The organism is Serratia sp. FDAARGOS_506 (assembly GCF_003812745.1).
GTDB lineage: Bacteria > Pseudomonadota > Gammaproteobacteria > Enterobacterales > Enterobacteriaceae > Serratia.
The window spans coordinates 877,781-890,716 of record NZ_CP033831.1; the positions used below are offsets into that span (position 1 = coordinate 877,781).

Annotated in this window: 13 protein-coding genes; 11 read left to right on the plus strand and 2 right to left on the minus strand. The window is 60.2% G+C overall.

Annotation, left to right across the window (positions count from 1 at the left end; translation table 11 throughout):
* Positions 1–37 precede the first annotated feature (37 nt).
* The 5 genes from EGY12_RS04390 (at position 38) to sstT (ending at position 5,027) form a co-directional block, all read left to right on the plus strand.
* Positions 38–544 (plus strand): M48 family metallopeptidase, encoded by a 507-nt coding sequence (locus tag EGY12_RS04390; RefSeq protein WP_004937154.1) that lies wholly within the window; start codon positions 38–40, stop codon positions 542–544.
* Between the two features lie 50 nt (positions 545–594).
* Positions 595–1,575: a Gfo/Idh/MocA family protein gene (locus EGY12_RS04395; protein WP_123892694.1), complete on the plus strand. Its 981-nt coding sequence runs from the start codon at positions 595–597 to the stop codon at positions 1,573–1,575.
* Position 1,576: 1 nt separating this feature from the next.
* Positions 1,577–2,308, plus strand: coding sequence for a glutamine amidotransferase (locus tag EGY12_RS04400; RefSeq protein WP_123892695.1), 732 nt, complete (start codon positions 1,577–1,579; stop codon positions 2,306–2,308).
* 252 nt (positions 2,309–2,560) lie between these two features.
* On the plus strand, positions 2,561–3,529 hold the full coding sequence (locus tag EGY12_RS04405; protein ID WP_060424713.1) for a TerC family protein: 969 nt from the start codon (positions 2,561–2,563) through the stop codon (positions 3,527–3,529).
* A 262-nt stretch (positions 3,530–3,791) separates the two neighbouring features.
* Positions 3,792–5,027: a serine/threonine transporter SstT gene (sstT, locus tag EGY12_RS04410; protein ID WP_123892696.1), complete on the plus strand. Its 1,236-nt coding sequence runs from the start codon at positions 3,792–3,794 to the stop codon at positions 5,025–5,027.
* A gap of 53 nt (positions 5,028–5,080) precedes the next feature.
* Here sstT and EGY12_RS04415 read toward each other — a convergent pair whose 3' ends face one another.
* Positions 5,081–6,568: a UxaA family hydrolase gene (locus EGY12_RS04415; RefSeq protein ID WP_123892697.1), complete on the minus strand. Its 1,488-nt coding sequence runs from the start codon at positions 6,566–6,568 to the stop codon at positions 5,081–5,083.
* Between the two features lie 20 nt (positions 6,569–6,588).
* Positions 6,589–8,001 carry a glucuronate isomerase gene (gene uxaC / locus EGY12_RS04420; RefSeq protein WP_123892698.1) on the minus strand — a complete coding sequence of 471 codons (1,413 nt, stop codon included), beginning with the start codon at positions 7,999–8,001 and terminating at the stop codon, positions 6,589–6,591.
* Between the two features lie 300 nt (positions 8,002–8,301).
* On the opposite strand from uxaC, the gene EGY12_RS04425 reads away from it, so the two are divergent.
* The 6 genes from EGY12_RS04425 to EGY12_RS04450 all read left to right on the plus strand — a co-directional run bounded on the left by EGY12_RS04425 (position 8,302) and on the right by EGY12_RS04450 (position 12,931).
* The gene (locus EGY12_RS04425) at positions 8,302–9,600 is read left to right on the plus strand and encodes an MFS transporter (protein ID WP_049198503.1); all 1,299 of its coding nucleotides are present in this window, start codon (positions 8,302–8,304) and stop codon (positions 9,598–9,600) included.
* A 119-nt stretch (positions 9,601–9,719) separates the two neighbouring features.
* The gene (gene exuR / locus EGY12_RS04430; protein WP_033636102.1) at positions 9,720–10,496 is read left to right on the plus strand and encodes a transcriptional regulator ExuR; all 777 of its coding nucleotides are present in this window, start codon (positions 9,720–9,722) and stop codon (positions 10,494–10,496) included.
* Between the two features lie 186 nt (positions 10,497–10,682).
* A complete protein-coding gene (locus EGY12_RS04435) occupies positions 10,683–11,129 on the plus strand; it encodes a hypothetical protein (RefSeq protein WP_123892699.1) in 447 nt (148 codons plus the stop codon).
* Positions 11,130–11,265: 136 nt separating this feature from the next.
* Positions 11,266–11,946 (plus strand): DedA family protein, encoded by a 681-nt coding sequence (locus tag EGY12_RS04440; protein ID WP_049198505.1) that lies wholly within the window; start codon positions 11,266–11,268, stop codon positions 11,944–11,946.
* Positions 11,943–12,317, plus strand: coding sequence for an EnvZ/OmpR regulon moderator MzrA (mzrA, locus tag EGY12_RS04445; protein WP_123892700.1), 375 nt, complete (start codon positions 11,943–11,945; stop codon positions 12,315–12,317). The genes EGY12_RS04440 and mzrA overlap by 4 nt, the downstream gene beginning before the upstream one ends.
* A gap of 242 nt (positions 12,318–12,559) precedes the next feature.
* Entirely contained in the window at positions 12,560–12,931 is a 372-nt protein-coding gene (locus EGY12_RS04450; RefSeq protein ID WP_123892701.1) for a DUF1090 domain-containing protein, read from the plus strand.
* Positions 12,932–12,936: the final 5 nt, after the last annotated feature.

Below are 12,936 nucleotides of genomic sequence, written 5' to 3' on the forward strand. Positions count from 1 at the left end.
GAATAACCGGCTGAATGGCCGTTGATACGGAACAAGAATGTCTGAATTGACCTACCTGCAAGGCTACCCAACGCATCTTCAAAGCCAGGTGCAGCAACTGATCCATCAGAATCGGCTGGGAGACGTGCTGCTGCAGCGCTATCCGCAGGTGCACGACTGCACCACCGACAAGTCGCTGTATCAGTTTACCGTCGATCTGAAAAACCAGTATCTGCGCAACGCCCAGCCGCTGAGCAAGGTGGCCTACGACAGCAAGATCCACGTCATGAAACATGCGCTGGGCCTGCACACCGCCATCTCGCGCGTGCAGGGAGGCAAGCTGAAGGCCAAGGCGGAAATCCGCGTGGCGACGGTGTTCAAGGTTGCGCCCGAACCCTTCCTGCGCATGATCGTGGTGCATGAGCTGGCGCACTTGAAAGAGAAAGATCACAACAAGGCGTTCTACAGCCTCTGCTGCCATATGGAGCCGGATTACCACCAGCTGGAGTTCGATACCCGGCTGTATCTGACGCACCTTTCGCTGTTCGGCGAGCTGTATGCATAGCGAGTGAGGGCGTGATAATCTGCGGTTTTAGGCCTGGACCGGAGCTCGCCATGATTCGCTTTGCCGTCGTCGGCACCAACTGGATTACGGAACGTTTTATCGATGCCGCCCATGAAAGCGGCAAACTCACATTGAGCGCCGTGTATTCACGCTCGCTGGAACAGGCGCAGGCGTTCGGCGCCAACTATCAGGTCACGCAGTTTTTCGACTCGCTCGAGGCGATGGCACAGTCCGACGCCATAGACGCGGTGTATATCGCCAGCCCCAATGCCCTGCACTGCCCGCAATCGCTGCTGTTCCTGCGCCATAAAAAACACGTGATCTGCGAAAAACCGCTGGCCTCCAACCAGCGCGAAGCGGAACAGCTGGTAGCCTGCGCACGGGAAAATCAGGTGGTGCTGTTCGAGGCGTTCAAAAGCGCCTATCTGCCAAACTTCCTGGCGCTGCAGCAGGCGTTGCCGAAAGTCGGCCGGCTGCGCAAAGCCTTTATCAACTATTGCCAATACTCTTCGCGCTATCCGCGCTACCTCGCCGGCGAGAACCCCAACACCTTTAACCCGCAGTTCTCCAACGGTTCGATCATGGACATCGGCTATTACTGCCTGGCCAGCGCGGTCGCGCTGTTCGGCGCGCCGCAGTCGGTACTGGCCAGCGCCACGCTGCTGGATACCGGCGTGGACGCCCACGGCACCGTCTGCCTGAACTACGGCGATTTCGACGTCACGCTTTCCCATTCCAAGGTCAGCGACTCGGCGATCCCCAGCGAAATACAGGGGGAAGAAGGCACGCTGATTATCGACAAGATTTCCGAGTGCCAGGGCGTGGCGCTGACGCCGCGCGGCGGCAACCGTCAGGATCTGAGCCAGACGCAGCACATCAACACCATGCTGTATGAAGCGCTGGCCTTCGCCGAGCTGGTTGAGAAACATCAGGTGGAACACCCGGGGCTGGAGAATTCGCTGATCGTCGCCCGCCTGCTGACCGACATCCGCCGCCAGACCGGCGTCGTCTTCCCCGCCGACGGAGAATGAGATGAAACCGCTGCTTGTGATGCAAACCGGCGACGCGCCGCAGACCATTCGTCAGGAACTGGCCAATTTTGAAGGGATGTTCCTGCAACAGGGCAATATCGATGCCGAACGTGTGCATATCGTGCATCTTCCCGCCGGCGAGCGGCCGTTGCCGCCGGCCGCCTATTGTGGCGTGGTCATCACCGGATCGCCGGCGATGGTGACCGAGCAGTTGCCGTGGAGTGAGGAGGCCGCCGAATGGCTGCGTCAGGCGATGGCGATCAAACTGCCGCTGTTCGGCGTCTGCTACGGCCACCAGCTGTTGGCCTACGCGCTCGGCGGCAAAGTGGGCTACCACCCGCAGGGCATGGAGGTTGGCACGTTGGAAATTGAGCTGTTGCCCGCCGCGGCCGACGATCGGCGCCTCACCCTGCTGCCACCACGCTTCAAGGCCAATCTTATCCATTCGCAGAGCGTGCTGACGCCCCCCGCCGGTGCGCAGACACTGGCGCGTTCGCAGCAGGATGCACACCAGATCCTGCGCTATGGCGATCACGCCCTGACCACCCAGTTCCACCCGGAATTCAACGGCGCGGTGATGAGCCAGTATTTGCAGTGGCTTGGCGAACTGCATCCCGAGCAGCAGGCCCTCTACCAGCAAAAACAACAACAGGTTAGCGACACGCCGTTCAGCCGCCTGCTGCTGCAGGGATTCGTCGTCAGCCTCGGTGCGCAAAAAGCGATGGCCGGCTAACGCGATTCACGTTGACCGCCGACACATTTTGCATTACTTTCTGCTCTGCAAAGGGGAGTAACTTCATTGCCGGTCAATCGTCATTACGATGCGCACGCATCCGGTTACCGGGCAACCTGATGTCAAAGGTGTAACCACCTTCATCAACGTTGTAAGTGAGACCTTGCCGGAAGGCGAGGTTTGCTTGCAGCGTTCACAGAGCGGCTGGCGTCTTCCGACGTTGGCCGTTTTTGGTTTTGAAGGATACCTCTGATGATGAATTCTGTTGGCACACCGTGGTTATGGGGCAGCTTCGCCGCCGTCATCGTCGTGATGCTCGCAATCGACCTCCTGTTGCAGGGCCGTAAAGGCGCGCACACCATGACTCTGAAGCAGGCCGCCAGCTGGTCACTGGTGTGGGTCAGCCTCTCCTTGCTGTTCAATTTCGGTTTCTGGTACTACCTGAATGAAACTGCCGGGCGCGCCGTCGCCGATACCCAGGCGCTGGCTTTCCTGACTGGCTACCTGATCGAAAAAGCGCTGGCGGTGGATAACGTGTTCGTCTGGCTGATGCTGTTCAGCTACTTCGCCGTGCCGGCCAACCTGCAGCGGCGGGTGCTGATCTACGGCGTGCTGGGGGCGATCGTGCTGCGCACCATCATGATCTTCGCCGGCAGCTGGCTGGTCAGCCAGTTCCAGTGGCTGCTGTATCTGTTCGGCGCTTTCCTGCTGTTCACCGGTATCAAGATGGCGCTGGCGAAGGAAGATGACTCGGCGATCGGCGACAAGCCGCTGGTGAAATGGCTGCGCAGCCACCTGCGCATGACCGACAGCCTGGAAGGCGAGCGCTTCTTCGTGCGCCGCAATGGCATCCTGTTCGCCACCCCGCTGGTGCTGGTGCTGATCCTGGTAGAACTGAGCGACGTGATCTTCGCGGTAGACAGCATTCCGGCGATCTTCGCCGTGACCACCGATCCGTTCATCGTCCTGACCTCTAACCTGTTTGCCATCATGGGTCTGCGCGCCATGTACTTCCTGTTGGCCAACGTGGCGGAACGTTTCTCGATGCTGAAATACGGCCTGTCGGTGATCCTGGTGTTTATCGGCATCAAGATGCTGATTATCGACTTCTTCCACATCCCAATCGGCGTGTCGCTCGGCGTGGTGGCGGGCATCCTGACGCTTACCTTGCTGATCAACGCCTGGGTCAATCGCCGCAACGATCGTCTGGCGAAGAAATAACCACAATCTGTTATCCGGGGCGCTAGTCGCCCCGTGATTGTTTGGCAATTCCCCCAAAACGCCAAACGTTATTGCGATCACACAAATGTAACCAGTATGTTATCAAGTGTTGATCCGCGCTCAGAATTTCATCCCCGCCTCTTTCCAACATCATTCGATTGCTGAATACTGATTCGGCAAACACACTTAGTTACAGAATCATACAAAGCTACCCGGCGTCGTTCCCGCCGCGGCGGCCAGATAACATCAGGAAGAAAGCACTATGCAAAAACTACTACAAAGGATCATGCAGGGTAGCCTGGTCAAACAAATCATGGTCGGTCTGGTGGCCGGCATTCTGGTGGCGCTGGTTTCGCCGGCGGCCGCAGCGGCCGCCGGCCTGTTAGGTACCCTGTTCGTCGGCGCGCTGAAAGCGGTGGCACCGGTGCTGGTACTGATTCTGGTGATGGCCTCGATCGCCAACCATAAACAGGGGCAGAAGACCAACATTCGCCCCATTCTTTTCCTCTATCTGCTGGGCACCTTCGCCGCGGCGCTGGTGGCGGTCGTCGTCAGCTTTATCTTCCCTTCCACGCTGGCGCTGACCACCGGCGCGACCGACATTACCCCGCCGGGCGGCATTGTGGAGGTGATGAAGGGTCTGTTGATGAGCGTGGTGGCCAACCCGTTCCATGCGCTGATTAACGCCAACTACATCGGTATTCTGGCGTGGGCTGTCGGGCTGGGGCTGGCGCTGCGCCACGCTTCCGAGACCACCAAGGGGCTGATCAACGACATGTCCCATGCGGTCACGCTGGTGGTGCGCGCAGTGATCCGCTGTGCGCCGCTCGGCATCTTCGGCCTGGTGGCGTCCACACTGGCGGAAACCGGCTTCGGCGTGCTGTGGGGCTACGCCCAGCTGCTGATGGTGCTGCTCGGCTGCATGCTGCTGGTGGCGCTGGTGCTCAACCCGCTGATCGTTTACTGGAAGATCCGCCGCAACCCGTATCCGCTGGTGTTCGCCTGCCTGCGTGAGAGCGGCGTGACCGCCTTCTTCACCCGCAGCTCCGCCGCCAACATCCCGGTGAACATGGAGCTGTGCAAGAAGCTGAACCTGAATGAGGACACCTACTCGGTTTCCATCCCGCTGGGCGCAACCATCAACATGGCCGGTGCGGCGATCACCATCACCGTACTGACGCTGGCGGCAGTGAACACGCTGGGCATCGCGGTGGACGTACCGACCGCCCTGCTGCTGAGCGTGGTGGCCGCCCTCTGCGCCTGCGGCGCCTCCGGCGTGGCCGGCGGCTCACTGCTGCTGATCCCGCTGGCGTGCAACATGTTCGGCATCCCGAACGACGTGGCGATGCAGGTGGTAGCGGTGGGCTTTATTATCGGTGTGCTGCAGGATTCGGCGGAAACCGCCCTCAACTCCTCCACCGACGTGCTGTTCACCGCCGCGGCCTGCCAGGCAGAAGATCAACGGCTGGCGAACGAAGACCCGCTGAAGGTGCGTTAATCCCACCTGGCGGCATAGAAAAGGCGCTCGAGGGAGCGCCTTTTTTGTCGGCCTTACAGCGTCACCCCGCTTTTAAAGATCGCCAGCTCGCGAAAGTCGTTGGTTTCATTACGCGCCGGACGGCCATTGGCGATCTCGACGATCAGATCGACGAAGCGGCCAAGCAAGGTCTCCATCGCCACGCCGTGGATCAGGCCGCCGGCGTCGAAATCGATCCAGTGCGGTTTCTTCGCCGCCAGCTCGCTGTTAGTAGCCAGCTTCACCGTCGGCACAAAGCCGCCGTACGGCGTGCCGCGCCCGGTGCTAAACAGCACCATATGGCAGCCGGCACCGGCCAGCGCGCTGGTCGCCACCGCGTCGTTGCCCGGCGCGCTGAGCAGATTCAGCCCTGGCACGCGCAGCCGTTCGCCGTATTTCAGCACGTCCACCACCTGGCTTAGCCCCGCCTTTTGGGTGCAGCCGAGCGATTTCTCCTCCAGCGTGGTGATGCCGCCGGCCTTGTTTCCCGGCGACGGGTTCTCGTATATCGGCTGTTGATGGGCGATGAAATAGCGTTTGAAATCGTTGATCATGTCGACGGTTTTGCCGAAGGTCTCCCCATCGCGGCAGCGGCTCATCAGAATGCGTTCGGCACCGAACATCTCCGGCACTTCGGTCAGTACCGTGGTGCCGCCGTTGGCGATCACATAGTCGGAAAAACGCCCCAACAGCGGATTGGCGGTAATGCCCGACAATCCGTCCGAACCGCCGCATTCCAGGCCGAACTTCAGCTCGCTCAGGCGGCCCGGCTCGCGGCGATCGTGGCGCATCTCCCGGTACAGCTCGTGCAACAACGCCAGCCCGGCCTCTACCTCGTCATCCTGCTGTTGGCACACCATAAAGCGCAGCCGCCGCTCGTCCGCTATGCCCAACGTGGCGCGAAAGGCATCCACCTGATTGTTTTCGCACCCCAACCCGATCACCAGCACCGCGCCGGCGTTGGGATGGCGCGCCATATTCTGCAGCATGATGCGGGTGTTGGCATGATCCTGCCCCAGCTGCGAACAGCCGAACTGATGGCTGAACAGATGCACACCGTCAATCCCCTCCGCCTGCGTTTGCTGCAAGAAACGCTGCTGGATCTGGCGGGCGATACCGTTGACGCAACCGACGGTCGGCACGATCCACAGCTCGTTGCGGATGCCCACTTCTCCGCCGGCCCGGCGGTACAGCTGCACCTCGCGATCCGCCGCCTGCGGCGGCAACGCCGGGAACTGCGGCTGGTAACGGTAACTGTCCAGATCGCTCAGGTTGGTTTTGGCGTTTTGCGAATGAATATGCTCCCCAGGCGCAATGGCTGAGAGCGCATGGCCGATCGGCTGGCCATATTTGATGATGTCCTCTCCCTCGGCGATCGGACCGAGCGCAAACTTGTGCCCGCGCGCCACCGGCTGCGCCAGCGAAACGGTTATGCCTGCCAGCTCAACCGTTTCTCCGGCCACCAGGTCGCGCAGCGCTACCGCCACGTTATCCTGCTCGTGAATCTTTATCGTACTTTGCATAAACCGGTCCCGGATAACGGCTACGCCAGATCAATGGCGAAATAGTTTTTGGCATTGTCGAAGCAGATGTTTTTCACCATCTCGCCCAGCAGCGCGATATCGGCCGGCGCTTCGCCGTCCGTCACCCAGCGGCCGATCATCTGGCAAAGGATGCGACGGAAGTACTCATGGCGCGTATACGACAGGAAGCTGCGGCTGTCGGTCAGCATGCCGACGAAGCGGCTCAGCAGCCCGAGCTGCGCCAGCTGCGTCATTTGGCGCTGCATACCGTCCTTCTGATCGTTGAACCACCAGCCGGAACCGAACTGCATCTTGCCCGGCGTGCCTTCCCCCTGGAAATTGCCGATCATGGTGCCGATCACTTCGTTATCGCGCGGGTTGAGGCAATAGAGAATGGTTTTCGGCAGGCCGCCCTGCCGCGCCTGGGCATCCAGCAGCCGCGAAAGCGGTTCCGCCAGCGGCCGATCGTTGATCGAGTCGAAGCCGATATCCGGCCCGATGGCGGCCAGCATGCGGCTGTTGTTATTGCGCAGCGCACCGATGTGATACTGCTGCACCCAACCGCGGCGCCGGTATTCGCCGGCCAGGAACAGCAGCACTGCGCTTTTGAACTGGGCGCTCTGTTCCGGCGTCGGCAGCTCGCCGTTCAGGCGGCGCAGCAGGATCGCATCCAGCGTCGCTTCATCGGCCTCACCGAACACCACCACGTCCAGCGCGTGATCGGCCACCTTGCAACCGTGGTCAGCGAAGTGATCCATGCGCCTGTACAGGGCGTCGCACAGCGTACTGAAGCGGCCGATGGCGGTGTCCGCCGCCGCCTCCAGCTGCCGCAGATAGTCATTGAAGCCGGGCGCATCGATGGCGAAGGCCTTGTCCGGCCGCCAGCTCGGCAACACCTTGATATCGAAGCTGCGATCGTCGGCGATCGTCCGGTGATGGCGCAGATCGTCGATCGGATCGTCGGTGGTGCCGACCATTTTCACGTTCATCTGCTGCATGATACCGCGCGCGCGAAACTCATCCTGCGCCAGCAGCGCATTGCCGCGCTGCCAGATCTCATCCGCCGTGCTCGGCGACAGCAGCGTTCCGGTGATGCCGAACGGCCGGCGCAGCTCCAGATGCGTCCAGTGATAGAGCGGGTTGCCGATGGTGTGCGGCACCGTGGCGGCCCAGGCGTCGAATTTCTCACGATCGCCCGCATCGCCGGTGCATAGCCGCTCGGCAACGCCGTTGGTGCGCATCGCCCGCCATTTGTAGTGATCGCCCCGCAGCCAGATATCGTACAGGTTGCTGAAGCGGGTATTCTCCGCAATCTGCTGCGGCGGCAAATGGCAGTGGTAATCGAAAATCGGCTGCTGCGCCGCGTAGTCATGGTACAAACGCCGGGCAAATTCGCTGTCCAGCAGGAAATCTTCGCTCAAAAACGTCGCCATCTCGGGCTCCTTACCTTACTTGCCGTGCGGCACAGGGATCGAATCACAAAAGTTATCACACCAATTTTAGCGAGCGTCCAGCAAATTTTTCCCATGGCCAGCTGAATCAAGGTCTTCCAATCCCTTTTTCGCTCAGTTTTTCTGCAAATGTGCGGCATAAACGCCCTGTTTCACCAACGACAGTATCGCTCAGACGAATAATTCCTTTTGTGATATCACTCAACTTTTAAACCTGTATGACAGGTTATTGTCTCGCCAGCCGCATCGACGGCCACACCTTCAAACGGGGAGATATTTCGGATGCGTAAAATTAAAGGGTTACGCTGGTACATGATCGGGCTGGTGACCATCGGCACCGTGCTGGGTTACCTGACCCGCAACGCCATCGCCGTGGCGGCGCCGACGCTGGAAGATACGCTGCACATCACCACCCAACAGTATTCCTATATCGTCGCCGCCTATTCAGCCTGCTACACCGTGATGCAACCGGTGGCGGGCTATGTGCTGGACGTGCTGGGCACCAAGGTCGGTTACGCCATGTTCGCCATTCTGTGGGCGGTGTTCTGTATGGGCACTGCGCTAGCCAACAGCTGGGGCGGGCTGGCGTTGGCGCGCGGCGCGGTCGGCATGGCCGAGGCGGCGATGATCCCTGCCGGGCTGAAGGCCAGCAGCGAGTGGTTTCCGGCCAAAGAGCGTTCGATCGCCGTCGGCTATTTCAACGTCGGTTCGTCTATCGGCGGCATGATCGCCCCGCCGCTGGTGGTCTGGGCCATCGTGGCGCACAGCTGGGAAATGGCGTTCATCATCACCGGCGTGCTGAGCCTGATCTGGGCCATCTGCTGGCTGCTGTTCTATAAGCACCCGAAAGATCAGAAGAAACTGAGCCAAGAAGAGCGCCGTTACATCCTCGAAGGCCAGGAGGCGCAGCACCAGACCTCTAACGCCAAAAAGATGTCCGCCTGGCAGATCGTGCGCAACCGCCAGTTTTGGGGCATCGCGCTGCCGCGCTTTCTGGCGGAACCGGCCTGGGGCACCTTCAACGCCTGGATCCCGCTGTTCATGTTCAAGGCCTACGGCTTTAATCTGAAAGAGATCGCCATGTTCGCCTGGATGCCGATGCTGTTCGCCGATCTTGGCTGTATCGTCGGTGGCTACCTGCCGCCGCTGTTCCAGAAGTATTTCAAGGTCAATCTGATCGTCTCGCGCAAGCTGGTGGTGACGATGGGGGCGATATTGATGATCGGCCCCGGCATGATTGGCCTGTTCACCAGCCCGTACGCGGCTATCGCGCTGCTGTGCGTCGGCGGCTTTGCCCATCAGGCGCTGTCCGGCGCGCTGATCACCCTCTCTTCCGACGTATTCGGCCGCAATGAGGTGGCGACCGCCAACGGCCTGACCGGCATGGCAGCCTGGACCGCCAGCACGCTGTTCGCCCTGGTGGTTGGTGCCCTGGCGGACACCCTCGGCTTCAGCCCGCTGTTCGCTGCGCTGTCGGTCTTCGACATTCTCGGTGCCATCGTCATCTGGACAGTATTGCAAAACCGCCCGGCCGCCGAAGCGCAGCCAACCGCGCTTCAGCCAGCCCCGGTGCGCAGCTGATCCCGCCGCCCGGCCGCCGCGCCGGGCCTTTTGCTCCTCTGGCAGCGGTGCCGAATAAGTGGTATAACAAATCCGATGGCCACGTGCCCCTTCCCACCGCACCGTATAGAGCATTCACTATGGAATTCACTGAAACCAGACGCCTGTATCAGCAACTGGCCGCCGAGCTTAAGCAACGCATCGAAAGCGGCCGCTACCCGGTAGGCGACAAACTGCCCGCCGAGCGATACATCGCCGAAGAGATGAATGTCAGCCGCACCGTGGTGCGCGAAGCGATCATCATGCTGGAAGTCGAAGGCTATGTGGACGTGCGCAAGGGATCCGGGATCCACGTGGTGTCCAACCAGCAAAAACACCTGGTGGTGCCGGGCGACAGCATCGAGTTCGCCACCGCCGGCCCGTTTGAACTGCTGCAGGCGCGCCAGCTGATCGAAAGCAATATCGCCGAGTTCGCCGCCACTCAGGTGACCAAACAAGATATCGTGCAATTGATGGAGATTCAGGAGCACGCCCGTAAAGAGGATCGCTTCCGCGATTCGCAGTGGGATCTGAAGTTCCACGTTCAGGTGGCGCTGGCCACCCAGAACACCGCCATGGCCACCATCGTGGAAAAAATGTGGGTGCAGCGGGTCAACAACCCTTACTGGAAGAAACTGCACGAGCATATCGACGAACGCTCGATCGCCAGCTGGTGCGACGATCACGATCAGATCCTCAAGGCGCTGATGCGCAAAGATCCTTACGCCGCCAAACTGGCGATGTGGCAGCATCTGGAAAACACCAAGCAGATGCTGTTCAACGCCACCAGCGACGATTTCGAATACAACGCCGACCGCTACCTGTTCGCGGAGAACCCGGTGGTGCATCTGGATGGCGTGAGCCACGAGCCAAAATAGCCACGGCGGTCAAAAACCGTCGGCTTATGTCAGGTAATGTAAAATCCGCTGAATCGATGCCGGAACCACCGTTTGCCGTGTACTATTTCACCGTCGGCAACGTAGATTTCCCTGTTGCCAATCGTGCTATTTTGGTAGAGTTAGCCCACTTTTTTACCCATTGCTGCGGGGGCGGGACGCGAATAAATGCGCTGGTTGTTTGCCATGCTGATTGCTGTTTTCTGCTGGACCGGTTCGGTCTCCGGCCAACAGCTATGCGTGGCGTCACCCAAGCCAACCCCCAGCGCGCTGAGCAGCCTGCCGCTACTGGCGGAGCCGGCGCTTTCCCCCTATGATCATGTATATCGGGCACCGGCCGAAGCGCGCCGCAAAGCCCCCGGCAAGTTGCCGCTGCTGCTGCCCAGAGCGCACTCTTTACCCGGTTCGCTGCTCGCGTCCTCCCTGCCGGTGCCGGTCTATACCCTGGCCGCAGAACCGGGCTACCGAATTCGTCTCCCCCGCCAGGACACCCCGGCCCCCAACCGGCTTGCCCAGGTCGACTGGACGCTGGACGCCTCCCGGCAACAGTGCCGGCAAGCCGGCTGGAAAGAAAGCAACATGCAGTACCGTGGCACGCTGACTTACCACCTATGATCGGTGTCGCACCGCTTAGAAACCTTAAAGCAACGCCGTTTCATCGTTATCAGCATTCAGGATCGCCGCGCGCTTTCAGCCCACGCCCGCTCCGCCGCTGAGATAAAAATAAACAATGACGTTTTAGGAACACCGGATGGACATCATTAAAGAACTGATACATGCCTTGTGGCAGCAGGATTTTGAGACGCTGGCGAACCCTTCGTTGGTATGGACCCTCTACATCCTGCTGTTCATGATCCTGTTTTTGGAAAACGGCCTGCTGCCGGCCGCTTTCCTGCCGGGTGACAGCCTGCTGATCCTGGTCGGCGTGCTGATCGCCAAAGGCACCATGGGCTTCCCGCTCACCATCGTCATTTTGACCGTCGCCGCCAGCCTGGGGTGCTGGGTCAGCTACATACAGGGCCGATGGCTCGGCAATACGCGAACGGTGCAGGGCTGGCTTTCGCACCTGCCGGCCCACTACCATCAGCGCGCTCATAACCTGTTCCACCGCCACGGGCTTTCCGCCCTGCTGGTCGGCCGCTTCCTGGCCTTCGTACGCACCCTGCTGCCGACTATCGCCGGTCTGTCCGGCTTGAGCAACGCGCGCTTCCAGTTCTTCAACTGGATGAGCGGCCTGCTGTGGGTCTTGATCCTGACGACGCTGGGCTTCGCGCTGGGGAAAACCCCGGTGTTCCGCAAGTATGAAGATCAGCTGATGTTCTGCCTGATGATGTTGCCGCTGGTGTTACTGGTGGTCGGGCTGGTCGGCTCGCTGATCGTGCTGTGGCGCAAGAAACGCGCCGGTAGCCAGAACCCGGGGAAAGGGGCGTGACAACAAAGCGCCCACGCTGGCAATACGTCTTGATGATCGCGCTCGCCCTGCTGGCGTTGGCGACGCTGTTGGTGCCCTGTATGGTGCGCACCGAGAGCGAGCTGCGCATTCGCGCCAGCCAGCAAGGGCTGTCGCTGCCCGACGGTTTTTACGTCTACCAACGTCTGGATGAGCGCGGCATCCGCATCAAAAGCATTACGCCGGAAGGCGATGGCCTGGTCATCCGTCTGGATTCGCCGGAGCAGCAATTGCTGGCGCGCGAAGCGTTACAGACCATTCTGCCGCCCGGTTACCACATCGCGTTGAGCGAGTCCCCCGTGCCGTCGCATTGGGTACGCGAATTTGCGCGTTCCCCACTCAATCTGGGATAATCCCCCTTCATATGAAGGGGTTTCCTTTCATTGCCATTATCTTCATTTTCATTCGCATCGTTTAGCTCAAGAATTAATCATCCGGCATCGAATCACGGCTGATTCTTTGGGGGCGCGCCGGTTTCATGACTATGCTGAAGGGTAACTTCAGCCGGCGATGAACGCCCTCCTCTCGCGCTGCCGCCTTCGGCAGTCAGGAAAGCGGATGCCTGTTCAGGCATCCCATGAAAAGGAACTGAAAGATGAAATTACGCCACTCACTGTTACTGCTGTTGCCACTTTGTACGCTGCCGTCGCTCGCTTCGGCCGCCGAAGGCGGTTGCGCCGCCAAAGCGCAAAACATCCAACAGCAAATCGACTACGCCACCCAACACGGCAACACCCACCGCGTGGACGGGCTGAAAAAAGCGCTGAGCGAAGTGCAGACTCACTGCACCGAAGCCGGTCTGCAGGCCGAACGCCAGAAAGATATCGCGGAGAAGCAGCGTAAGGTCGACGAGCGCCGGCAGGAACTGAAAGAAGCGCAGCAAACCGGCAAGCTGGACAAGGTCGCCAAAAAGCAGCAAAAGTTGGCGGAAGCACAGGCTGAGCTGAAACGCGCCCAGGCGGAATAATTTTT